The sequence below is a fragment of the Dyadobacter chenwenxiniae genome (assembly GCF_022869785.1).
GTDB lineage: Bacteria > Bacteroidota > Bacteroidia > Cytophagales > Spirosomataceae > Dyadobacter > Dyadobacter chenwenxiniae.
The window spans coordinates 529,764-553,930 of record NZ_CP094997.1; the positions used below are offsets into that span (position 1 = coordinate 529,764).

Annotated in this window: 25 protein-coding genes; 9 read left to right on the top strand and 16 right to left on the bottom strand. The window is 44.6% G+C overall.

Features of this window, described 5'->3' with window-relative positions; translation table 11 throughout:
• Nucleotides 1-41: 41 nt before the first annotated feature.
• The 12 genes from MUK70_RS02145 to apaG all read right to left on the bottom strand — a co-directional run bounded on the left by MUK70_RS02145 (nt 42) and on the right by apaG (nt 11,302).
• Complete coding sequence (locus tag MUK70_RS02145; protein ID WP_234655574.1) at nt 42-1,055, bottom strand: MlaD family protein; 1,014 nt, start codon at nt 1,053-1,055, stop codon at nt 42-44.
• Nucleotides 1,055-1,819, bottom strand: a complete 765-nt coding sequence (locus MUK70_RS02150; protein ID WP_234602125.1) for an ABC transporter ATP-binding protein — start codon at nt 1,817-1,819, stop codon at nt 1,055-1,057. The genes MUK70_RS02145 and MUK70_RS02150 overlap by 1 nt, the downstream gene beginning before the upstream one ends.
• A 1-nt stretch (nt 1,820) precedes the next feature.
• Complete coding sequence (locus MUK70_RS02155; protein ID WP_234602127.1) at nt 1,821-2,609, bottom strand: MlaE family ABC transporter permease; 789 nt, start codon at nt 2,607-2,609, stop codon at nt 1,821-1,823.
• 48 nt (nt 2,610-2,657) lie between these two features.
• Nucleotides 2,658-3,440: an EcsC family protein gene (locus MUK70_RS02160; protein ID WP_234655573.1), complete on the bottom strand. Its 783-nt coding sequence runs from the start codon at nt 3,438-3,440 to the stop codon at nt 2,658-2,660.
• A gap of 129 nt (nt 3,441-3,569) precedes the next feature.
• Nucleotides 3,570-4,631: an endonuclease/exonuclease/phosphatase family protein gene (locus tag MUK70_RS02165; protein ID WP_234655572.1), complete on the bottom strand. Its 1,062-nt coding sequence runs from the start codon at nt 4,629-4,631 to the stop codon at nt 3,570-3,572.
• Nucleotides 4,632-4,713: 82 nt separating this feature from the next.
• Nucleotides 4,714-6,756 (bottom strand): sialate O-acetylesterase, encoded by a 2,043-nt coding sequence (locus tag MUK70_RS02170; protein ID WP_234655571.1) that lies wholly within the window; start codon nt 6,754-6,756, stop codon nt 4,714-4,716.
• A gap of 90 nt (nt 6,757-6,846) precedes the next feature.
• Nucleotides 6,847-7,824, bottom strand: a complete 978-nt coding sequence (locus tag MUK70_RS02175; RefSeq protein WP_234655570.1) for a glycoside hydrolase family 43 protein — start codon at nt 7,822-7,824, stop codon at nt 6,847-6,849.
• A 51-nt stretch (nt 7,825-7,875) separates the two neighbouring features.
• On the bottom strand, nt 7,876-9,021 hold the full coding sequence (locus MUK70_RS02180) for a hypothetical protein (RefSeq protein WP_234655569.1): 1,146 nt from the start codon (nt 9,019-9,021) through the stop codon (nt 7,876-7,878).
• Nucleotides 9,018-9,989 carry a DUF2157 domain-containing protein gene (locus MUK70_RS02185; protein ID WP_234655568.1) on the bottom strand — a complete coding sequence of 324 codons (972 nt, stop codon included), beginning with the start codon at nt 9,987-9,989 and terminating at the stop codon, nt 9,018-9,020. The genes MUK70_RS02180 and MUK70_RS02185 overlap by 4 nt, the downstream gene beginning before the upstream one ends.
• A 107-nt stretch (nt 9,990-10,096) precedes the next feature.
• Complete coding sequence (locus MUK70_RS30935; protein ID WP_310590028.1) at nt 10,097-10,453, bottom strand: O-methyltransferase; 357 nt, start codon at nt 10,451-10,453, stop codon at nt 10,097-10,099.
• Nucleotides 10,419-10,874 carry an O-methyltransferase gene (locus MUK70_RS30940; RefSeq protein ID WP_310590029.1) on the bottom strand — a complete coding sequence of 152 codons (456 nt, stop codon included), beginning with the start codon at nt 10,872-10,874 and terminating at the stop codon, nt 10,419-10,421. The genes MUK70_RS30935 and MUK70_RS30940 overlap by 35 nt, the downstream gene beginning before the upstream one ends.
• A gap of 41 nt (nt 10,875-10,915) precedes the next feature.
• A complete protein-coding gene (gene apaG, locus MUK70_RS02195; RefSeq protein ID WP_026630324.1) occupies nt 10,916-11,302 on the bottom strand; it encodes a Co2+/Mg2+ efflux facilitator ApaG/CorD in 387 nt (128 codons plus the stop codon).
• A gap of 151 nt (nt 11,303-11,453) precedes the next feature.
• Between apaG and ung the strand changes: the two genes are divergently transcribed.
• The gene (gene ung, locus MUK70_RS02200; protein WP_234602143.1) at nt 11,454-12,119 is read left to right on the top strand and encodes a uracil-DNA glycosylase; all 666 of its coding nucleotides are present in this window, start codon (nt 11,454-11,456) and stop codon (nt 12,117-12,119) included.
• 65 nt (nt 12,120-12,184) lie between these two features.
• Here ung and MUK70_RS02205 read toward each other — a convergent pair whose 3' ends face one another.
• Nucleotides 12,185-12,589 (bottom strand): Dabb family protein, encoded by a 405-nt coding sequence (locus MUK70_RS02205; RefSeq protein ID WP_234602144.1) that lies wholly within the window; start codon nt 12,587-12,589, stop codon nt 12,185-12,187.
• 342 nt (nt 12,590-12,931) lie between these two features.
• Here MUK70_RS02205 and MUK70_RS02210 point away from each other — a divergent pair, with 342 nt between their 5' ends.
• Nucleotides 12,932-13,963, top strand: a complete 1,032-nt coding sequence (locus tag MUK70_RS02210; protein WP_234655566.1) for a zinc dependent phospholipase C family protein — start codon at nt 12,932-12,934, stop codon at nt 13,961-13,963.
• On the opposite strand, the gene MUK70_RS02215 is transcribed toward MUK70_RS02210, so the two are convergent.
• From MUK70_RS02215 to ald, 3 genes are all read right to left on the bottom strand, one after another.
• Complete coding sequence (locus MUK70_RS02215) at nt 13,960-14,478, bottom strand: DinB family protein (RefSeq protein WP_234655565.1); 519 nt, start codon at nt 14,476-14,478, stop codon at nt 13,960-13,962. The two genes, MUK70_RS02210 and MUK70_RS02215, sit on opposite strands and share 4 nt — an antisense overlap.
• Before the next feature lie 62 nt (nt 14,479-14,540).
• Entirely contained in the window at nt 14,541-16,316 is a 1,776-nt protein-coding gene (locus MUK70_RS02220; RefSeq protein WP_234602156.1) for a DEAD/DEAH box helicase, read from the bottom strand.
• Nucleotides 16,317-16,776: 460 nt separating this feature from the next.
• Nucleotides 16,777-17,892 carry an alanine dehydrogenase gene (ald, locus tag MUK70_RS02225; RefSeq protein ID WP_234655819.1) on the bottom strand — a complete coding sequence of 372 codons (1,116 nt, stop codon included), beginning with the start codon at nt 17,890-17,892 and terminating at the stop codon, nt 16,777-16,779.
• A 184-nt stretch (nt 17,893-18,076) separates the two neighbouring features.
• Here ald and MUK70_RS02230 point away from each other — a divergent pair, with 184 nt between their 5' ends.
• From MUK70_RS02230 to lepB, 7 genes are all read left to right on the top strand, one after another.
• Complete coding sequence (locus tag MUK70_RS02230; protein ID WP_234602157.1) at nt 18,077-18,538, top strand: Lrp/AsnC family transcriptional regulator; 462 nt, start codon at nt 18,077-18,079, stop codon at nt 18,536-18,538.
• A 76-nt stretch (nt 18,539-18,614) separates the two neighbouring features.
• Nucleotides 18,615-19,637: a radical SAM protein gene (locus MUK70_RS02235; RefSeq protein WP_026630316.1), complete on the top strand. Its 1,023-nt coding sequence runs from the start codon at nt 18,615-18,617 to the stop codon at nt 19,635-19,637.
• A gap of 165 nt (nt 19,638-19,802) precedes the next feature.
• The gene (locus MUK70_RS02240; protein WP_234602159.1) at nt 19,803-20,600 is read left to right on the top strand and encodes a ParA family protein; all 798 of its coding nucleotides are present in this window, start codon (nt 19,803-19,805) and stop codon (nt 20,598-20,600) included.
• Between the two features lie 27 nt (nt 20,601-20,627).
• Nucleotides 20,628-21,542 carry a ParB/RepB/Spo0J family partition protein gene (locus MUK70_RS02245; protein ID WP_234655818.1) on the top strand — a complete coding sequence of 305 codons (915 nt, stop codon included), beginning with the start codon at nt 20,628-20,630 and terminating at the stop codon, nt 21,540-21,542.
• 3 nt (nt 21,543-21,545) lie between these two features.
• Nucleotides 21,546-22,241, top strand: a complete 696-nt coding sequence (locus MUK70_RS02250) for a DUF5683 domain-containing protein (RefSeq protein WP_234655564.1) — start codon at nt 21,546-21,548, stop codon at nt 22,239-22,241.
• Nucleotides 22,242-22,266: 25 nt separating this feature from the next.
• The gene (gene dapB / locus MUK70_RS02255) at nt 22,267-22,980 is read left to right on the top strand and encodes a 4-hydroxy-tetrahydrodipicolinate reductase (protein WP_234655563.1); all 714 of its coding nucleotides are present in this window, start codon (nt 22,267-22,269) and stop codon (nt 22,978-22,980) included.
• 33 nt (nt 22,981-23,013) lie between these two features.
• Nucleotides 23,014-24,150, top strand: a complete 1,137-nt coding sequence (lepB, locus tag MUK70_RS02260) for a signal peptidase I (RefSeq protein ID WP_234655562.1) — start codon at nt 23,014-23,016, stop codon at nt 24,148-24,150.
• The last annotated feature ends 17 nt before the right edge of the window (nt 24,151-24,167 follow it).

The window sequence follows — 24,167 nt, forward strand, 5'->3', positions numbered from 1 at the left end:
TTTAAGGTTTGCGAAATATTTTTACAAAACTATAAAATTTCTTATTGACTCACCGAATCTTTTACCGCCTCTTTTTCAGGCTGTTTCTCTTCTTCTTTGGCTTTCTTCTTGAAATATCTGCGGAACAGAAAATTAGACCGCAATGCCTGCATATTTTCATCAAGTTTTTCGGTGCTGCTTTCCAGGTTTTGCAGTGTTCCCTTTAAATTGCTGGCGGTGCTTTCGTCATGCAGCAAAACTCCCAGTGGACTCGTTCTGTTAGAATTAAGATTTTCACTGGCCGTTTTCAGGTTATTAACCATTCCGTTGGCAGATGTCACGGTTTCATTCAACCTTCCGATAGTGGTTCTCAGGTCGCGCATGATAACCGTGTCGGTTGCAAAGTCATTTGCTAAGCCGCCTTTCTGGTTCAGTTTGTCGGTAAAGCCCGATAAGGAAGCCGTCATTGTCTGGGCATTTACAGAAGCTTTTTTCAACGCGGCAAGTGTTTGATCCACATCATTATAAAGACGCTCATCATTCAGGAGCATCCCGACAGTCCCTTTTCCTTCCAGGATGTTTTTGCTGATCGTCTTAAATGCGCTTGTAATGCCCAGCAAGTTTTTGTTGTTTTCAGACAGCACAGCCAGCATTTCTTCTGTGCTTTCCATCTTCTCTACAACCAGTTCATCGCCGTCTTCGATGGATGGCACTTTCTGCGTTCCGCCGTAAATGACAATGATCTTGTTACCGATCAACCCGTCCGTGCTTACTTTGGCTTTCGCATTTTTCCGGACAAATTCCTGTGACTTCTCCTCAATGTGCAGGATCACCTCAACCTTAGAATTAGACAAGAAGCGGATGGTCTTTACTGTTCCGATTTTTACCCCGGAATACCATACATTATTTCCCTGTTTGAGCCCGTTCACGTCATCAAATAACGTTTTAACCGAAATTGTGGAGGAGAATACTTTCTTCATACTTCCTATCGTCAGGATTCCCACGATGAAGATAATCAACCCTATTATAACAAAAAGTCCTACCGTTATGGATCGTTTTCTTGCTGATGTTTCCATTATTGAATAAAATTATAGTCGTAAAAACTTTTGATTCTTTCTTCATCGGTGTCAAACACTTCTTCGAAAGTCCCTTGTTTCAGGAACTTGCCGTCGAGTAGCATGGCAATCCGGTCGCCTGTTTCCCTTGCACAGGTCAAATCATGGGTGATGATGATAGAACTTGTGTGGTATTTTTCTTTCACCTCGTTGATAAGCTGGTTGATTTCCAGGCAGGTGATCGGGTCGAGACCGGCCGTGGGCTCGTCATATAACATAATCTCAGGTTTGAGAATGAGCGTCCTGGCAATCCCGATCCGCTTCCGCTGTCCACCCGACAATTCCGAAGGGACCTGATTAATGGTTTGCAGCAAGCCAACGGCGTCCAAAACATATTCTACCTGCTCATTGATCTCCGCCCTTGAAAGGTCCTTAACGTGCCTTACCAAAGGAAATTCGAGATTTTCCCGCACCGTCATACTATCATACAATGCGCTGTTTTGAAATGAAAAACCGATTTTCAGGCGAATGTCCGTCAGCTCTTTCTGGTTAAGCTCAGAAACTTCCTGGCCCAGCACGTGGCACATGCCGCTGTCCTGTCTCAGTAAGCCGGCAATGATCTTGATCAGCACTGACTTACCTGTTCCGGACCGGCCAAGCACCACTACATTTTCTCCTTTATCCACCGTCAGATTCACGCCCTGAAGCACATGCAGATCACCAAATGACTTGTAAAGATCTTTGATCTCAATGACTGGCTCCTCTTTTTGGTTGATTTCTGCCATTTTATATTCTGAAATAATTCGATACCTGAACAATAATAACCTCCTCGATGAAGATCAGGAACATGGAAATAACGACCGCCGAATTGGCAGCCTTCCCTACGCCTTCCGTTCCTTTGCTAGCATTATAACCCTGGTAACAGCCCACAATCCCTATCGTAAATCCGTATGCAATGGCTTTGGCAAGCGAAGTTCCCACATCCAGAAAGGTGATTTGTTCAAAAGCGTTTTCGAAAAACGCCCTGAAAGTCGTGCCCTCATTCATTGTTACATTCAAAAACGCACCCATAAGCGCTACGGCTGTGCAATAGAACATCAGGATCGGAATGGTGATCGTAGAAGCGAGCACGCGGGTTACAACCAAAAATTTGAACGGATTAACAGCCGAAACTTCCATAGCGTCGATTTGCTCCGTAACGCGCATGGAACCCAATTCCGCTCCAATGCTGGAACCGATTTTCCCGGCACTGATCAAAGCCGTAACCAATGCGGCAAGTGCCCGGACGATCGCGATGGCCACCAATGACGGAAGCCAGGAAACCGCTCCAAATTCGGCCAGAGAAGGGCGGGACTGCTTGGTGAAAACCATTCCGGTGATGAACCCCGTAAGTCCGATCAGCAGTAAAGATTTGTTACCAATGGCATAACATTGTTTGACCAGTTCCTGAAATTCCATTCTGCCCCGGAAGGCTTCCCGGAAAAAGCGCAGGAAAAACATGTAACCGTTGTAAACTGCCAGTAAAGCCGAATCCAGGCCTTTTGTATAAACTTTTTCCTTTTGATTGGCGCTCATTCAATTTTTATGCAAAGTGGATCAAAGGGTAACTCTTATTGGTATACTTTATTGATTTTGAGCCGCTGACGGCAGTTGTTCCTGTCTTCTTGCCGACTGCAATGTACGTTCTTCGAACCAGCGCATGCGGTAAGCGTTCATCGCGGTTTTACCAAGCTGATTCAGCAGCCTGTAGTTTACGATGACCCCTACGGCCGCTCCTATACCCGGGATAAGTTGCGCCATTTTTGCAAGGTCAATGTAATCCCTGTATTCCTGCTGGAAGGTTTTCCAGTCAAACTGGTGAATGTCGCTCGGGAGCTCCTTGCTTTTTTCCTGCCACTGAATAATTTGCTCGAACACTTTCTGACGCTGTTTCTGGCTGGAAAATGTGAGTTGAAAAACGTGGAGTATAAAAAGTCGCTCCCGGTAATCTTCGGCTGAATGTCCGTATAGGGCAGAGATTTCAAAGAGCAGCTTCATTTTAATGCCGATCAGTATTGGAAACTCTGCCAGTGCAAGTAAAAATCCGCCGGCACCCGTTATGCCTCCTTCTGCGGCACCTGCTTTTTTGTAAAATTCAATGCGCCTGGTGACTTCTCTTTCAATCTCTTCTAGAGAATTCTTAGGGGCTGGGAGCGATGTTGTAAATTCAGCGCCTGTCAATACGGCCCGCGTCATTTGCTTAATTGTAGCGGTAATGACTTCGTGAACCTTGTCCGGAATAATATTATTGATTTTATCCTGAACCGCTTTGGATGTCCTGTCTACCAGATTTGGCCGCTTCTGCATCTTTTGCTGCCATTTATGCAATTCAGGCGTTATTTTTTCCTCATATGTCTGGTAAAGCATATTCAACCAAAAGATTAAAGTTAAGATAGAAGGGAAGCGCTGCTTCTTGAAATCCTGCCATCAGTGTTACAAAAATCATTCCAAACATGCCAAAAGTTTAATTTTGGGTGTGCAGAAGCGTTGGCAATGCTAATCTGTGGCTTTATTAATCTTTTCTTCGGCAAGCTCTTTTTCTTCCTCATCGGCCTCGGGTTCTTCCTGTTCCAAATCCGCTTGCTTCTCGTACTGAAGTCCGATCAGGATAGGAAAGTGGTCGGAATTAAAGTTTTCAAGTCTTTTCAGGCTTATTAACTTGAAATCAGTTGAGCAGAAAACGTGGTCCAGAGGGAATCTTAGGAAGGGATATTTGGCGTGGAATGTATTGAAAAAACCACGCCCTTTACGAGGGTCCAGCAAGCCGCTGATTTTGGTAAATAAATTGGTTGTATAAGACCATGCGACATCATTAAGGTCCCCTACAACGATGGTTGGCATATTTTTGCCTTTTACTTCTTTGGCGACCAGTAATAATTCTTTATCCCGCTCAGTAGAATACATATTCTCACCCGGAACTGGCGGAGTAGGGTGTACGCAGTAAAGCTGAACCATTTTCCCCGAAGAGAGTTTTACCTGTGCTTTGATGGAAGGTATCTCATTATCAACCAGATACCTAACTTCGGGGTCTACCAGTTCCAGTTTGGAATACAGCAGCATTCCGTACGTATTTTCCAATGGGACAAGAACCTGATAAGGATATTTTTCCTGTAATTTCTTGGTTCCTTCATTCCAATATTGATCTGTTTCCAGGAGCAAAATTAAGTCAGGATCATGTTTTTCAAGCATTGCCAAACATCCTGCGGTATTCCTGTTATCCTGAAAAACATTGGAGGAAATGATCCTGATCTGGTTTTCCTGATCCTGGGCCGATGCTTTCAAAAGCGCCTTCCTTGCAAAAAAAGTGAAGGGGAAAATCTGGTAAACCAGGTAAAAGACATTGGCAGAAACAACCGCCGTAAAAATCGTCTCAAATGTGCCACTGATCGGAAACAGAGACACATACAGGATTAGGATGAGCAGGTTTAAAAGCAGCTTTTGAAGCCTGGGATATTCGAAAACCCGAAACGCCCAAAAGTCATGGCGGATGAGTGGAATGATGGAAAATAGGACAATGATCCCGCCGAAAATTTCCAGTGCGTATTTAAAAGACAGCATTTGTGGGTGCAAAAAATTTGCTAAATATCGTTTTTAATTTTGCACAAACAAATTGTCGGCCACAACCTTAATATCGGCCTGCCTAGCGGACGAGCACTTTTTTCAACCAAATTTGATCTCCTGCCTTCAATTTTATGAAATAATAACCTGCTGAATTTTCGGGAACACGAATGTAAGCAACAGCGCCCTGCGGCACAGGCTCACCACTGAGCGACTGACCATTCGCATTTAACAGCGAAAGTGTCCCATTCACAGGCTTTTTCATCTGAACCGTCACCAGCTGCCCTTTCTGAACGGGATTAGGAAAGACGGTAAACATCACATCCTGATCTTTTTCAACGCCGGTAATAATGGCTGTTTCAATTTCTGCGTAACCGTAATCCGCTGATTCAGAAAGCTTACTAACGCCCTTCAATCTGAAAGATGCTTTCCCGGATTGCGCGACATTTTTGTCGGTGTAGGACAATGTGGCGCTACCAGGTTGTGCGATGCTTTTGTATTCGGTTTCGCCTTCAAGTTTTCTTTCCAGCACATATTTTGAAACGCCGGGCACCGCTTTCCAGGTCAGTTGCACATTGCCGTTGGATTCCAACTCAGCCGCAAGCTCGGGAACATTCAGGCTTTCGCCGATCGGAACTTTAAAGAATGTGAAAGCGCGCATACCCAGCTTATTTTTGATAAATGGGCCATTCAGCGGGTAATAGGGACCATCCTCCGGCGTGTACATAGGCATGAGATCCATTGTCAATGCCTGCTGAGGAGCTTTCAATTCGAGGATGATGCGGTTGCCTTCCGCCCTGGCCGAGGCAACAGACCCGGATTCACCATTAAAATAGAAAAAGTCCTTCATATCCAGCGTAACTTGACCATTAGGCTTGTAAGGGTCTGGGTAAACCAGCTCCTGGCCTTCGTCGAAAACAAGGATAACTTGCTTTTTTTCAGGTGTTTTATAAAAAATCTTCTTGATATTGGGCGAGTCGATATTGACGGTGTCTTTTAAGGCGTAAAAATCCCGGGCGATAAGCCGCGATAATTCCAGGCCACTTTGCCTGTTTCCCTCTTTTCCGTAATGCAATCCGTCAAATTCTGTGGTTCCTACCGTCGCAAGTGAGCGGAGGTCCGGGTAAATGTCGGGAAGCTTGCGCTGGTAATCCCTTACTTCGGCACCCACCGGGGAAGGATAGTAGATGACATCGATCTGAAAAACATATATTTTAGCCAGATTTGCCAGGTCCTGTTTGAGGTTTTTTCGCAGCACGTCAAAATTCCCTGACCAGTTTCCGCCTTCATGATAAGCCTCACTTTCACCCTGACGGAAAATGTAAGCTTTCACCGAGCTTGCCAGCCCGCCTTTTTGAAGGCGGTAAAGCATCCGGCCATAGCCATTATTCAAATCGGCCGGGTTGCTCTCGGTCCTTTGCGCGTGTGCAGCAGCTGATGACCAGTGAAAACCGGCGTTAATAAGGCAATTAGGCACATTGGAATGCTGAATGAGCTGTTTCTGGATTTCCAATCCCATTGTTCCTACGCCATTGTTAGAAGGATGCTGATTGGAAAATGCCCATAATGTGTCTGCGGGATCATAGGCAGCTGTATTGAGGTTAGCAGTTATCTTTCCAAAAGTGCGGCAAAAGTTGCTGGTGTCCTTCTCTGTAAAAAATCCTGTCGAATTGGATTGCCCTGAAACCACGTAAACGTCTCCGGCGACTACATTCCTGCGTTCAGTGATTAATGTAGAATCTGTGCCTTTGCAGAGATATATCTTGAAATGGTAATTGGCTAGCTCAGCCTTGATTTTTGCCTCAGTAGAGAATGATCCAAGGCCCTTAGCATATTTAACTTCGGAACGCAGGTATTCATGCAGCGCATTGTTCCTTAAAATCTGGACGGAGATATAATTATAACCGTCTGTTTCAACGACGCCGGAAACAGGGACTGTTGCCTCGTTTTGTGCGTTACGGGGATAAAGCTGTAAATCTTGGGGTAGCTTGTTAAAATAAACGGGAGCAATGCGTTGGCTGAGTGCAATGTTGGCCGATAAGGTTATTCCAAAAAGAAAGAAGCACTGGAATTTACAAAAACTTAACGGGCTTAATAATCTTTGAAGTATAAATTTGAAATTCACAGGCAACTGACTTTTGAGTTGGGATCAACAAATATAGTCAGTTGCGCTGTGCATTAGTAACTTAAAATTGATTTAGTAACCACCTTTTGCTCACTTTAAGGTGACCGGACCAACACCCTCTTTGGTGATTTTGACCGGGTTAATCTCGCCTTTATCGTTAAAGGTCATAATGTCAATGCATGTTTCGCGGTGGTTGCCATCGGTTTCAGTTAAAGGACGTCTGTGATAAACGATGTAATATTGCTCTGTTCCGGGAATTTGAATAACAGAATGATGTCCTGCTCCCCGTGCCACTTTTGGGTCTTGTTGTAAGATTTTTCCGACCCGTTTGAATGGCCCAAAGGGAGAATCGGCGATGGCATAGGCCACGGAATAATCAGGTCCCGTCCAGCCGCCTTCGGACCACATGAAATAATATTTACCGTTGCGAATAAACATAAAAGGGCCTTCCACGTAATTTTCAGGAGTTATTTCGCGGAATATTGTGCCATCTTCGAAAGGAATGAAGCCCGTAAAATCTTGATTGAGTTTGGCCACATTGCAATGTTTCCAGCCTCCATAAAACAGGTAATGCTGACCGTCCTTGTCTTTGAAGACAAACTGGTCGATGGGCTGCGCGCCGTTGTGGAATTTGTCAATCAGTGGTTTTCCCAAATGATCTTTAAAAGGACCTTCGGGCTTATCAGACACCGCAACACCAATGCCACCTTTTTCCTGATCGTTCTGAATGTCGTTCGCACCGAAAAAGAGATAATATTTTTTGTCTTTCTCGATGATCGAAGGAGCCCAGACTGCGCGCTTTGCCCATTTTATTGCAGCTGTGTCGAGAATGGCCGGATGTTTTTTCCAAGTGATCAAATCCTCCGAAGAAAATGCATCCAAAAAAACCTGCTGATTGTAAGGGGCTGAGAATGTAGGATAAATGTAGAACCGCTTATTGAAAATGATGCCTTCCGGATCTGCATACCAGCCTGGAAAGACAGGGTTGCCCGAAGTTTTCTGAATGGTTTGAGCGGATAGGCACAGGCTGCAAAGCAGCAGCGCAAAAGATAAAATCGATGTTTTCATTTTAGGACGATACAAGAAAAGAATGGGGCTAAGTTCTGCAATTTTGCCCAATTAATATGTCTCTCCTGCGCCGCCGCCGCCAAAATTTCCACCGCCAAATTCTACATTATTCCCTTCAACCGGCGTCTGACCCAGGTGTTGCGCCACTAATATGGCTTCCAGATTACCCAGTCTACGCTTTCCTTCCTGCTCGTCTGACAGGCCATGTCTCGGCGTATGGAGATATTTTATTAAGGCAGCCGAAACAATTATCATGAACATTCCGGCAATGGCGAGCTCCTGAGCAGGTGTGAATGGGCTGAAATAATGTCTGTAAGTGTAAACGGACAATGCAAAGGCAACTAAGCCCAGGATCAGTAAAATCCGGTCTTTTTTTCGTAGACCAAAATAGATGTAAACGATCGGAATGCTAAGCGTGAAGAGATAAAATAGCGGTGCAAAATGGATTTGCGGTGCGAACGGAAGGTTGAGGTCATTCAGCAGCGCATTGCCCTCACGGACGATGAGATAATTTCCGCCCAGGTAAAATGTCGCCAGCGATAAAATCTCGGTCAGTTTGGTGCACCTTTGGTAATATGTGCTTTTCTCTTTTCTGACAAGTGAATAAATTACAGCCGAAAGTGCCATCACCGCGAAAGGCAGGATTGCTTTACCAATCGGGAATTTCATCATTACATTACCCAAAACGCCGTATAACAGCAAAAAGGCGCTTGCGGCTGTAATCATATCAGCATAGCGCAGCGTAGCTGCGAATGTGAAAGCAAACATGATCATGCAATATTGCCAGCCCTCCAAATTGTCGAATAGTGACACGAATGGGACCACAGCGGCGCCCATTGCGGCATATAGCAGCGCATTATCGACGCCGGAATGGTAGAGGCCGTTATTTTTGATCAAATGTTCGAGGAAGAAAATAAAGCCTACCATACAAATCAGGCTGATGACCGATACGTTTTCACCAGCGCCATTGCCAATCAGAAACAATGATACAAAGCCCGAAGCGAAGGAACAGGCAATGAGCGCAAAAATGAAGAGCCCTATTTTGACAAAAATACCAGGTCTGTAAAATTTCTCTGGAAACGCCTTTTTTGCCGTTTCATGCTGTTCTTGGGAGATCAGTTTTTTTTCCAACCAGTGATCTGCCGTATTGAGAATATGCAAATTGTCAATCCAGGTTTCGTTATAAGCCTTTTTCATTTTTTGATCCCTAAGAATTTTTTGAAATGGAGCAAGAAATAAACCACGCCGACACTGGTGAACATAAAATAAAATGTACCAAAAGTAAATGCAGCGTCGTCGGATTCGATATTGGAAAAAATCAGGTAAGTGATGATGATATAACCATACACGACGCCCATGAGCAAGAAAAGCAATGATTGTGCAAGGCGCGCGCGCTGGATGAAAAATGCTGACAAAGCCAGTCCGGCAATACTATATATCAGCTCAGCACTTTCACTGAAAATCCCCGTCATTGCTGCAAGCACAGCCAGGTTTCCGCCCAAGAAGACGTACGTATGGGAAAAGTGTTTTTTAATGTTTTGCTTTTCTGATGCCCAGCCTGCCAGACATAACACTGTACCAAGGATCACAGCAGTTGCCAGTAACCTGTTTTCTGTAAAATCATTTTCCGCCAGAACGGAAAGCGGTGCAACGGTAAGCCCAAGCCAGGAAGCAAGGCCGGTTATGGCCATGGATAGCACGCCCTTATGGTCAAAACGGTAAGCGCAGAAAAAGAAAATGATAGTTGGAATGATCACTGCCAGACCATAACGCTTTCCGAACACATTGTATTGGAATTGCAGATAACCTTCCAGGATCAGAAACGTGGTGCAGCCCAGCAGAAGAATATAGTCAGCCAATTTCTGCGGATTTTTTACTTGCTGGTTGCTGTAAGGAAGCGCGTGTTTAAAAGTGTAAAAGAAGCACCAACCAGTAAGCGCGGCAATAAGGGCGATAATGACCTGATGGCCAATGGTGTCAATGTTTTCGTAAATGATGACACCAATGCCAGAGGTGAAAAGTACAATGCCTAAATAGAGGACAGAGCGCAGTTCCCAGTGTAAAGAGAACGGCCTATTCTCTTCGTAATCAGCAATTAATGAAGCTTGTTCGCTCGGGATAACCGCCTTGTCGACGAACGCTTTGAGAATGGTTTGTATGTTCATTCAGATGCAAAGAGGATGAGTAAAAGTCAGCAATTATAGCAAGAATGCTGTCAGGTTCAGTGCTCTTACTTATTCAGCGGAGCGTCCGGCTTATAATGCGGTTTTTATCAGAATCTCAGGGTGAAATGCTCCTTGACCTGCTCTTTTCTGAAAAACACCAGTCCTATCCAGAACAAATCCACCGTTAGCGTCACTTGCGGGTGTTTTTTGATGTATTCCCAAGCCTGTGTCATTTCGTCGGACCAATAAATATCGTCAAATATAAAGACCGAGTCATTGTGCATGTAGGGAAGGCAGTCCTCGAAATATCTCACGGTGGGCTCATAGCGGTGATTGGCATCAAAATAGGCGAAATCAATCTTGGCGCTTAGTTTTGCCAGTGTTTCGGGCAATGTATGGTCAATGTTGCCGACAATAACTTCAATGTTATCAGCATGCAGTTTTTTTGAAATTCTGCTGTGCAATGTCTGCCGTCGACGGACAGCCTTCAAAAGTCATGATCCGCGCATCAGGTTTGGCTTTTGACAAATATAATGTGGTCAACCCGAGAGAGGTGCCCAATTCCAGCATCGTTTCCGGCTGAAAACGCTGTACAAGCCGGTTAAAGAGTTTGCCGAATTTTTCTGGCTTTTCGGCATTTTTGGCAATGGTGCCGATTTTTCTAAGGTTGGATTTATTGATCCGTGAGCCTGCACCCAGATCCAGGATGTTAATCTGTTCGTCGGATGCTAGCAATTCTTTGCGTAGCTTTTTTAAGGCAGCATAGTCCGGATTTGCGTCCTTTTTTGCGGCAATTACCTGAGTATATAGATCAAAAAGAAAAGGAGAATGAATAGCATGCTCGTTGCCGGAGCGAAGCAAATACTTTAAATAGGCTGCAATCAATGGTAAGATATTTAGTAAACCGACGAAGTAAGGCCGGTTAATCAGTTCATTCTGTATGGTGCGATGAGGGAAAATGCAGGGATAATTACGCGGAATTGCCGACCATCCAGCACACGTTCCATCAAATACGTCCCAGCCATTTTACCCAGGTCCGTACGCAGGTTGCATCCCGAAACGTAATCGTGTACATCTCCCGGTTCCAGGATCGGCTGCAAGCCCACAATGCCGGCTCCTTCCACTTCTCTGACCGTTCCGTTGGCATCGTAGATGAGCCAGTGCCTTCTCAAAAGTTTAACTGTATGTTCGCTGTGATTTTCGATCAGGATCTTATATGTAAATACGAAATGATCTTGGCCCGGGTTGGAATAATCGGGCTGATATTCGGTTAATACGGTGACTTTTACACCATCTGTCACTTTGGAAACCATATCGATGAGGGTGTTTGGGCGTTTTGCGTTGGAAAGGGGAAGCAGCCTAAGGCAGACTTGCATCACTTCTGCTAAAACGAAAATAACAATCAATTACTGATAAAACCAAAACAAAATAATATAATTTGGTTTCGAAATTAAAAACTTTGAGATGGATGTAAAAATAGAACAATCGTGGAAGAGGCGCCTGGAACCGGAATTTGAGAAACCCTATTTCAGCGAACTCACGAACTTTGTAAAAGCAGAATACAACACAAAACAGATATTCCCGCCCGCCAAGCAAATCTTCAATGCATTTAACCATTGCAGCTTCGATGACTGCAAAGTGGTGATCCTGGGGCAGGACCCTTACCACGGTCTTGGTCAGGCAAATGGCCTTTGTTTTTCGGTGAATGACGGTGTTCGCATGCCTCCCTCGCTGATCAATATTTTCAAAGAAATTCAGGACGATCTCGGTAAACCTTTCCCGCCAACGGGCAATCTGGAAAGGTGGGCGAAGCAAGGTGTTTTATTACTCAATGCTACTTTAACAGTGGAAAGTGGAAAAGCCGGATCACATCAGAATAAAGGTTGGGAACGATTTACCGACGCTGTGATTAAATGTGTTTCCGATGAAAAAGAGAATGTCGTTTTTATGCTTTGGGGACGCTATGCGCAAGACAAAGGCAGCATTATTAAAGCCGCGGATCATTACGTGCTGAAATCTAAACATCCTTCGCCGATGTCTGCGAATGGCGGAGGATGGTTTGGCAACGGGCATTTCAGTAAAGCGAACGCATTTTTGGAAAGTAAGGGATTGGAAGTAATCAATTGGTAGAAATAAAAAAAAGAGTCGGGATACCCGGCTCTTTTTAAGATTTTCACTCCTATTACTATTGTAAATTATTTTTCAATGTTAGAGTTCATCTCTAATACATTGTCCCAGTTCGCTTCGTTAGCCTTCACAAATTGTTTGCGATCGGCATTGGCTGCATATTGCGCTGCACCTTCTTTTGTTCTGAATGTCAGATAATGGATCACATCAAACTGATTTTCACTTCCTTCCAATTTCTGAACATGCCCGGCTGAGTAAGCCACTACATCTTTCACCGCGTTTTTCATGGATGCAAAATCGCGTAAATGCTTTTCTACATCTTCATTGGTTGTTCCCGCTTTAAACTTGATACAAACCACCCGCTGAATTTCAGCTGGCTTGTGCGGAACATAAGCACCGTAGATGACCAGCATAAAAACGCATAATGCAAAAACTGGCAGTAAATATCCTAATGTTTTATTTCTTGGTTTCATTATTTCAAAATCTGATAAGTCATTCTAATTTTTCTCTATACAAAGATAAAACAATAATTATTAATTGCATTATTTATATATAAAATATAACTTATTTTGAGTTCTTGGCTGAAAACGAAAGAAACTTATGCTTTTTAACCACTGATCGGAATTTACTTTGGTTGCTTATAATTGCTTGTAAACGGAATGTTGCGGATATCCGGTTGAAAAAATAGATGTTCCATCATCAGTTTTTCGGAGAAGCGCAAAAGGTGGTTTTTAAACGGTGGCTTACCGTTACTATTTTTAGAGGAAACCGTATAAGTGAGTGTAGGGCGCAAAAAACAGCCTTCAAAACTTTATATGGAAGACAAATCAGGTCAGCATAAAAACATTTCAGGAAAAACCTGCTTTGCGAGGACATTTTGGTTCAAAATAAGTGCAACTGCAATCCTTTTCCTTACGCTAACTGCTCTTAAACCGCTGTGGGGATTCTGGGCGCATAAGCGGATTAATCGCCTTGCTGTGTTTCGCTTACCGCCCGAGATGCAGGTTTTTTACAAAGAGAACATTGACTTCATTACCGAAAATGCGGTTAACCCGGACCGGCGTCGATATGCTGTGGTAAGAGAGGCGGAACGACATTACATTGACCTCGACGTTTATGGTGACAGCGCTTTTCAAATCTTACCCAAATTCTGGATTGAAGCCGTGAAGCAGATCGGTGAAGACAGTTTGCGCAAACACGGAATTGTTCCCTGGTATATCCAAACCGGTGCATACCAGTTGACGGAAGCATTTAAAGAAAAAGATGCAAGGAAAATTCTCAGGATCTCGGCCGATCTGGGACATTACATTGCCGACGCGCACGTGCCGCTGCACACCACGCGGAATTACAATGGTCAGTTGACCGGGCAGGAAGGCATTCACGGGTTTTGGGAATCGCGGCTGCCTGAGCTGTTCGCTGAACATTACGACTTATGGATCGGACAGGCAACTTACAGGGATAATGTTGCTCATCTTGCATGGCAAACCGTTGCCGAGTCGCACGTTGCAGCGGATTCTGTATTTGTATTTGAGAAACAGCTTTCCGCTTCCTTTCCTCCCGACAAAAAATTCAGCTACGAACTCCGTAATAATGTGCTTACCAGGACTTATTCATTGGAATTCTCCCATAAATATCACCAAATGCTTGATCACCAGGTGGAGCGCCGAATGAGAGCCTCCGTGAAAACGGTAGCTGACATTTGGTTTACCTGCTGGATCAATGCCGGCCAGCCTGATCTGAGCCAGTTGAAAAATTCCCTTAACGAAAATGATAAAAAGGAGGAACGTACGGAAAGCCAATCGTGGGTCAGACGGCTTTTTCACATCAGGCCTGAAAGTGAAGATTAATGCTGCGCCCGAAGAATCCGTGCCGTCACCAGCAATTGGCCCGTATGGCGTTGCGTGTGCTCTGCTGCGTGAAACAGCAAGCCAAGATGCGTGGACGGCAACATGGCACGGCCTACGTAACGGATTTGGGTGAGTGTTTCCTCGTCGGTATGTTTGAGCTGGGCCAAAGCAATCAGGATCCGCTTGTTAAATTTGTCCAGCAGATCGGCAACAGTTGATTCCGGTGACGGCTGCTGCTCCTCAGCTTTGAGGTATGCAAGCTGATTTTCACTTAAGGACTCGGCTCTGGCGTACGTGAACAGGCGGTCGAGCACGCCCGTAAGATGTTGTAAATGAAAGCCAACGGATGCGACATTAGCAGGACGTTCCCATAGTAACGCATCCGGGAAATTGCCTAGCTGGTCATTGATTTCTTCCTGCGCCTGCAAGAGCGCGTGCGCGACAGGCTGTAAGTAATCTGAGATTTCGGGCAGTGGGCCTCTAAGCCAAACTTCTGGTTTCGGTTCAATTTGCATGGCGAAAAATAACAAAAAAAGGGACTTTGTTACAAGTCCCTTTCCCTATCAGCTGCTATAAATTATTTAGCGATATCAATTTGTACCGGCTTACCTTTAATGGTGTTGCCGTCCATGGCACGCAAAACCGCACGGGCATCACGCTCAGGAACGTCTACAAAAGTGAATTTGTCATAAATGTCAATCGCACCGATCGTTTTACCTGGAATGTTCGCTTCGCCAGCAATGGCTCCTACGATATCCTTTGGCAAGATGTGATCTTTGCGGCCAAGGCTCAAAAACAAACGAGTCATACCGGCTTCCGGTGTTGCCGAACGTTTTGATTCGTCGCGGCTGCCTTCTGATCTTGGGCGAGATTCACCGCGTGCCGCAGGTGCATAACGGTCGTTTCCGCGTGGAGCGCTTTCTCTGCGATCTCCAAAACGTCCGCCGCTGGATGGACGACGTTCGAACCTGTCACTTCCGCCTTCTCTGCGTCCGTCACGTTCGCCGCGTCTTTCTTCCCAGGCAAGGTTAGCATCGGCATATTCGTTTTTCTGAACGCCCATGATCTGCTTCGCCATTGCGCCTACAACCTGCTCAGTAGAGTAACCTGCGTGTTGCAACATTTCAAGCACATCGCCGAAAAGCTCCTGATCGTCACCTTCTTGGATAGTTGCAGAAATGCTTTCAACAAAACGAGCCTTGCGAACGCCGACGATATCTTCATAAGAAGGAATAACGCCTTTTTCAATTTTTACTTTTGTAAAACTTTCAATGGTTTTCAAACGATATTTTTCATCGCGGGCAACCAGTGAGAATGCTTTTCCGGACAAACCGGCACGACCTGTACGGCCGATACGGTGTACGTAATACTCTTCGTCCAATGGGATATCGAAGTTGATCACGCCATCCAGTCCGCTTACGTCAATTCCGCGTGCTGCAACGTCCGTAGCTACAAGAATGGTGGTAACACCCGCCTTGAACTTGCTCATTACATTGCTACGTTGCTGCTGGCGCAAATCGCCGTGAATTCCTTCCGAAGCATAACCTCTCAATTGAAGATCTTCAACAATTTCGTCTACTTTTCTTTTGGTATTACAAAAAACAAGCAGTGATTTCAAATGGTGCATGTCAATCAGACGCGTCATTACTTCAACCTTAGCCTGTGGCTTCACTTCAAAGTAAACCTGCTCAATGTTGACGTTAGTAAGCTCATTACGAACCACTTTGATCAAAATAGGATCAGTTTGGAAACGTTTTGTGATCGACATGATCGGCTTAGACATTGTTGCTGAGAACAAAATCGTCTGACGGTCAGACGGCATATCTGCCAGAATGCTTTCGATATCCTCACGGAAACCCATATCAAGCATTTCATCCGCTTCGTCAAGCACCATCATGCGTACTTCGTCAAACTTCAACGTCTTACGCTCCATATGGTCCATTACGCGACCGGGAGTTCCTACAACAATGTGAACGCCTTTTTTAAGGGAACGGATCTGGCGATCAATTGAATCACCACCGTAGATAGCTTCAATTCTCAGGCCTTTAATATATTTAGCCAAACGGCCAATTTCTTCGGAAACCTGCACCGCTAATTCGCGGGTTGGGCATAGAACCAGTGCTTGTACAGCATTGCTGGATACGTCAATTCTTTCCAGTACAGGGATACCGAACGCTGCCGTTTTTCCTGTTCCTGTTTGTGCTTGTCCGATCACGTCAGATCCCTGCATTACTGCCGGAATTCCTTGTGCCTGTATGGGTGAGGGTTTAGTAAAACCCATTTCAGTAAGGGCTTTAAGGATGTTTTCTGAGAGGCCAAGCTCTTCGAAAGTTTCGAAATTTTCAGTAGTCATTATATTTATTTTTGTATTGATTCTCGAGTAAATAAAAGATAGTCAACTTGTTACGGTTATTTGAATGCTGCTGCGGATCGCCGTAACAGAAAACGTATCGTAGGTCAGCAGGCTCGATGGGTTCAAGTCAGAAACAATAAAATCGTCCCACAACCAAACAATCAAAGCCAAAATCGTAAATTAATTCAAAAGGGGATTGCGCAAAGCCCACCACAAACCATCCGTGGGGTCCTGCATGAGAACGGTGTGCCAACCAGGCGAATTTTAAGGTTGGTAGCGAATCTAAAAAGTGCTAACCGTGTAAGAAGCAGAGAAACGAACGGATGTTCGTTCAAATTTTATGCAAAAGTAAGGAAATGTTTCGAAATAACAATCTTGATGAGAAATTAATTGTAATATTTCGGGAAACGAAAAAACCTGACCGGCTTTTCAGCCAGCCAGGTCATATTAGCTAGGTTTATTATTGAAATACTTCTTTTACGTCGGTGTACGGAAGGTTCCAGGCATCCGAAACGCCTTTGAAAACCACTTTCCCGTTCACCACATTCAGGCCTTTGCGCAGCTCTTCATTCGTTGTGCAGGCATTTTTCCAGCCATTATCCGCCAAATGGAGCGCGTAAGGCAATGTTGCATTTGTCAAAGCGAGGGTAGAAGTGTAGGGCACTGCGCCGGGCATATTGGCCACGCAATAGTGAACTACTCCGTCAACCTCGTAAATGGGATCTTCGTGGGTTGTTGCCCTGGATGTTTCAAAACATCCTCCCTGGTCAATGGCCACATCCACCATTACCGTGCCGGGTTTCATTAGTTTAAGCATATCCCGCGTAATAAGCGAAGGCGCCTTGGCGCCAGGGATCAGCACACCGCCAATGATCAGGTTGGTGCTTTTGATCAACTCGCGAATATTGTATTCATTGGACATTACTGTGTCCACATTGGCAGGCATAATGTCTTCCAGATATCTTAATCTCGGCAGGCTGATATCCACAATAGTAACATTCGCACCAAGTCCGGCGGCCATTTTAGCAGCCTGCGTTCCTACGATCCCGCCGCCCAGCACAAGCACATTTGCAGGCTTAACACCGGCAACGCCGCCCAAAAGGATCCCAAAACCGCCCATTGGTTTTTCCAGATATTTGGCACCTTCCTGAATGGCCATTCTGCCCGCAACTTCGCTCATAGGAACGAGCAGGGGCAGGCTTCTATCCGTTTTTTCAACCGTTTCATAGGCAAGACAAACAGCCTTGCGCTCGATCATGGCGTGTGTTAATGGTTCCGAAGAGGCAAAGTGGAAGTATGTGAATAGCAGTTGGTTTTCTTTGATCAGCCCGTACTCGCTTGCAATCGGCTCTTTTACTTTAATAATCATTTCAGCAATGGCGTAAACTTCCTCAATAGTGGGAAGAATTGTTGCGCCAGCTTCTGCATATTGCTCATCGCTGAAACCGCTGCTTTTGCCTGCTTCAGCCTGCACGTAAACGACATGCCCGTGCTTGCGAAATTCAGTTACTCCGGCGGGCGTTACGGCCACGCGATTTTCATTATTTTTAATTTCTTTGGGAACACCAATGATCATTGGATCGTCTGTTTGCTTTGTGTAGGAATTTTCAAATTTTGAAGTTGACAAAAGTACTTTTTGTAGAAAAAAGATGCTATCAGACCCGAGAAGGACAGAAAAAAAAACTATTTTTGATCATATATGTAAAAAAATATTCGGTATACATTCTTCCTTACCTTGAATAGGCTATAAAAAATACTTTATGCAACCTGATCTTACGGATCGTAAAATAATGGAATTGCTGCAAGCTGATTCTCAATTGACAATCAAGGAAATAGCCAGCAGGATCAATTTGTCGGTTACACCGGTTCACGAGCGGATCCGGAAATTGGAAAAAGAAGGAATCATTGATAAATACGTTTGTCTGCTCAACCGTCGCAAACTGGGAAAAGCGCTTGTCGTTTATTGCAATGTGACATTGGATAAGCAGCGGAAAGAGAGTTTCGAAGATTTCAATCAGGCCATCGTGAAAATGAGTGAAGTGCTGGAATGTTCGGTCGTTTCGGGCAACTTCGATTACATGCTGAAAGTGATCGTTGAAGATGCGGAAGCGTATAATCAATTTTACCAGCACAAACTTTCTGCCCTGAAAAGTGTGTTACACATCAGCAGTTATTTCGTAATTTCCGAAATCAAGTACACGACAGGAATCGCGGTGGTGTAGTAAGGCTGCAACATTGTTTTTGATTTTCCTGATTAATAGGCTGCTAGCATTTGCTAATTGCCAAAAGCCACAAATAATGAATAAAAATTTTAAAGATGGCCTGAACCTGATGTCGAAGGTTACGCCCAAAAGGGCATGGAACGCCATTCAAATACTAAGCAGTTATTTTTATTCAAAAGCCACGGGTAACCCGGTACATTGGGGAATGCCGATCGCTATTTCATTTGAACCCACCACTTCCTGCAACTTACGCTGCCCCGAATGCCCCAGTGGCCTGCGTTCATTCACGCGTCCGACGGGAATGATGGAGGAAAAATTGTATAAAAAAACCATTGACGAACTTGCCGATACATTATTATATCTGATTTTTTACTTCCAGGGTGAGCCCTATCTGCATCCCAAATTCTTCGAACTGGTGCAGTATGCGCATGACAAGGGTATTTATACGGCTACTTCCACCAATGCACATTATCTGACGGACGAAAAGGCGAAAAAAACGGTTGAGTCCGGTTTGGATCGCTTGATCATTTCTATTGATGGCACCACGCAGGATGTTTACCAGCAATATCGTATTGGCGGAAATTTGGAAAAGGTTTTGGAAGGCACGCGCAATATTATCAAGTGGAAAAAAGAGTTGAAATCCGCCACGCCGCATGTGATCTTTCAGTTTTTGGTGGTGAAGCCTAATGAGCATCAGATTGAGGATGTGAAAAAACTGGCTGAGGAAATGGGCGTGGATGAAGTGGGTTTAAAAACCGCACAGATCTACGATTACGAGGAAGGATCTGACCTTATCCCGACTATTGACAAATATTCCCGCTATGAAAAGGCGGAAAGCGGCCGCTATTCTATCAAAAACAAATTTGTAGACCATTGCTGGAAAATGTGGCACTCCTGTGTTATTACCTGGGACGGCGCGGTTGTGCCTTGCTGCTTTGATAAAGATGCCGAATATCAGCTTGGTGATATGAAGCGGGAAACCTTCCGGCAGCTTTGGAAAGGCAAAAAGTATAGCGACTTCCGGGCATCGCTGATCCGCTCACGTTCCGAGATCGAAATGTGCAAAAACTGCACCGAAGGAACACAGGTTTGGGCGTGAAACACTTCTCAAAAAGGCACTGTTTTTATTTTTAATTAAATAATAATCTTAAATAAGTGATTAATTAACAGTTACTTATCTGATTTATTTAAAACTCCGTGGAACATTTTTTGGTGAATTGCCCCGAATAATTGAAATTTGACCTTGGGTAACACAAATGAATACATGGGCAAAGTAATTGCAATTGCAAACCAAAAAGGAGGAGTAGGGAAAACGACAACCGCTATTAATCTTGCGGCAAGTCTGGCTGCGCTTGAATTCCGTACGCTTATCATCGATGCTGACCCACAGGCCAATTCAACTTCCGGGCTTGGTTTCAATCCGCAGGAGATGGAAAACAGCATTTACGAATGCATGGTGGAGCAGGCCAAAACGGCAGATATTATCTTAGAAACTGATTTTCCGAATTTAAATTTACTACCCTCACACATTGATCTCGTGGGTGCGGAAATAGAGATGATCAATCTCAAAAACCGCGAGCAGCGCATGAAGGATGCCATTGCTGAGATCCGCGATGATTACGACTTTATCATTATAGACTGTTCGCCCTCACTCGGGCTTATCACCATCAACAGCCTTACCGCCGCCGATTCGGTTATTATTCCGGTTCAATGTGAGTATTTTGCATTGGAAGGCTTAGGTAAGCTCTTGAATACCATCACTATTATTCAATCCAGGCTTAACACTGGTTTGATCATTGAAGGCATCTTGCTAACAATGTACGACCTGCGGCTGCGCCTATCCAACCAGGTTGTGAATGAGGTGACCAGCCATTTTGAATCACTTGTTTTCAACACCATTATCCCGCGAAATGTACGCATCAGCGAAGCGCCAAGTTATGGAATTCCTGTAATGGCGCAGGATGCAGACAGTAAGGGAGCGGTGAGCTATTTAAATCTTGCCCGGGAAATTCTCAGTAAAAACGGTTTGATGTCCTCTGATAAACAGTTGGGTGTAAACTAAATAAATGGTTTGAATAGCGAGAAAGCAATGGAGAACGGTAAAGCGAAGAAAATGACAGGATTGGGAAGAGGCCTCGGAGCGCTTCTTCAGGATTCTGAAAAAGTAAATACGCACAGAACAAAGGAGCGGCCGTCTGCAACGGATGTGGTCGGCTCCATGAGCGAAATAGATGTAAGCCTGATCGAGGCAAACCCTTACCAGCCCCGCACAAAATTCGATCAGGAGTCCTTGCAGGAATTGGCAGATTCGATTCGTGTCCAGGGCATTATCCAACCCATTACCGTGAGACAATTATCGGAGGACAGCTATCAGCTGATCTCTGGCGAAAGGCGTTTGCAGGCTTCCAGATCCATTGGAATGACTGCAATTCCTGCTTATATAAGGACTGCTAATGACCAGCAAATGCTGGAAATGGCGCTGATCGAGAACATTCAGCGCGAAAATCTTAACTCAATTGAAATTGCGCTCAGCTATCAGAGGCTGATTTTGGAATGTAATCTTAAGCAGGAAGAATTGGGTGTACGCGTTGGTAAAAATCGAACAACGGTCAATAATTATATCAGGTTACTGAAACTGCCGCCTGTGATCCAGGCAGCATTGCGTGACAACCAGATCAGCATGGGACATGCCCGCGCTATTATCACCATTAATAGTGATCAGAGTCAATTAAAGATTTTTAACAAAATAATTGAAGAGGGCTGGTCGGTGCGAAAAGTGGAAGAGGAGGTCAGAAAGCTGGGAATGATGAGTAATATCTCGTTTGCGAGCAAAAAACAGGCAACAATTAATCAAGAAATTAAGTCGTTACAGTTTCAATTATCGTCCTTTTTCGGGGCTAAGGTTTCCGTAAAAAGCAATAATGACAACAAAGGAGAAATCAAGATCCCCTTTGGGTCACAAGACGAGCTGAAAAAGATTCTGGAAACACTGAAATTTAAATAAAACTTGAAAAACTGGTTTTGGCTTGTTGTAGTCGTGTTATTTTCTCAGGAAGCGATAGCGCAAAAAACATCGAAGGACACGGTGCAAAAAGGTCAGGTGCAGATCATTACGGCTGATAGCACAGTAATTTCCGCAGCAGACTCATTGATAGGGAATAAAAAGGAAAAGAAATTTTTCCCAGTTCCTAAAACAGCGACCAGACTTGCTTTAATTCCGGGAGGAGGGCAGATCTATAACCGCGATTACTGGAAACTTCCTATTGTTTACATCGCTTTCGGAGGAGGATTGTACGCTTATTATCTCAACTCATTGAAATACCATGATTATCTGGCAACATATAAGTCGTTTTACGATCTGAACCCTGCCAGTCCAGATTATGGACAGATCAAAGCCGGTTTGACAGCCGATTCAGTTATGCCGATCAGGGTCCGTAATTTGCTGAATACCAATAGTGAAATGGGTGAAATAAGTCGTGATCAGGCTGCCCGCGGTAAGAATTACTGGAGGCGTAACCGGGGGTTTGCTTTAATTGTGTCCGGATTGATTTATACACTGTCCATCATTGAAGCCAATGTAGCAGCGCATTTGAAGACATTCGATTTATCGGAAGACCTGACTTTGAGGGTTGAGCCCAAACTGAATCAACCGCAAATGCTGACACCGACGCCGGGATTAAGGCTTGTTTTTAACCTAAAATAATTAGTACAGAATAAATTTACGTTTAATGAGGATTTTATTACTGGGATATGGCAAAATGGGGAAGACGATCGAAAAAATTGCACTTGAAAGAGGGCACTCGATCGTAGGGAAAATTGATATCGATAACCGCTCCGACATGGATGCATTGAAGCCAGCCGATGTGGACGTTGCCATTGAATTCAGTGCTCCCGAGGCTGCTTATAACAATATTACCTACTGTTTGAAAAAAGGATGGCCCGTCGTAAGCGGCACAACGGGCTGGCTAGAACATCGTTCTGAAATTGAAAAGCTGTGTGTGCAGCAGAACGGCGCCTTCTTTTATGCTTCCAATTACAGCATTGGCGTTAACCTCTTCTTCCGCCTCAACCGCCAGCTGGCCAGATTAATGAACGGACATGGTTACGAACAATCCATGACCGAAATCCACCACATTCACAAGCTGGACGCGCCCAGCGGCACCGCAATTACACTCGCCGAGGCCATTACGGACGAAATCGACAATCTGGAAGGCTGGAAACTCGCTCCTGAAACGGAGGGCGGTTATCTGCAAATTACGTCCAAAAGGGAAGGGGAAGTTCCCGGAACCCACATTGTGCGCTACGAATCGGAAGTGGATACCATTGAAATTTCCCATACAGCGCACAGCCGCGCAGGTTTTGCATTGGGTGCGGTTGTTTCGGCAGAATGGCTTCCCGGCAGAAACGGGGTTTTTGGTATGAACGACCTCCTGAAAATTTGAAATACAAACTCTTAACTATCAATTGAACATAGCATGGCTATTAATAAAGAAATGACTTCCCGAACTGCTCACACCGGCAAAAGAAAATCGCCGGTAAGGGAATGGTTCGATTCCATACTTTTTGCTGTTGTTGCCGCGACCCTAATCCGTTGGTTGTTTTTTGAAGCATTTACGATCCCGACGCCTTCCATGGAAAACAGCCTTTTGGTGGGTGATTTCTTGTTTGTTAGCAAGCTGCATTATGGCACCCGGACGCCCAAAACGCCGTTGCAAGTGCCTTTGACGCATCAGACCATTTGGGGAACGAACATTCCTTCTTACAGCGATGCCATTCAATTGCCTCAATATCGTCTGCCCGGTTTCAGTGAAGTGAAACGCGGCGATGTTGTGGTTTTTAACTACCCGCCTGAGTTGCAGCATCCCGTGGATCTTAAAACAAATTATATTAAACGCTGCATGGGGTTACCGGGCGATAAACTGGAAGTGAGAGACTTGCAGGTTTATGCCAATGGCACAGCAGTCGAAAATCCAGTGCGCATGGAGAATGAATATTTCGTGGCGACGACAACCTCTGTGAATGAGGAAAAAGTATTTAAGGAAAATGGCGTTTCAGAATACAATGCATATACTGAAAGCTTCAATGATACAATTCCTTCCAATGACCAGATGGGTTATCTGGTTTTTACCACCGTTGAAATTGCGGCAAAACTAAAATCATACGACTTCGTAAAAGGCATTACATTGGTTAAATCTTCGAAGGACATCAGTGAGCCAATGCTTTATCCGAATTCCTCCCTCTTCAAGTGGAACCGTGATAATTATGGCCCGATCATTGTTCCAAAAGAAGGCGCGACCGTCCAATTAACCCCTGAGAACATTGCCACTTACGGTCCGGTCATCAAAAATTACGAAGGACTTGAAGGCGTGGAGTTTGACGAAAAATCGGTGAAAGTGGCTGGCAAGGCGATTACGAGCTATACATTCAAGCAGGATTACTATTTTATGATGGGCGATAACCGTCATAATTCGGCGGATTCACGTTATTGGGGTTTTGTTCCAATGGACCACATTGTAGGTAAGGCTGTTTTTGTCTGGATGTCCATTGATCCAAGTCCAACGAGCTTCTTTAATAAGATCAGATGGAATCGTTTGTTCCGTGTGATTAATTAGTAAGTGATGATATAAAG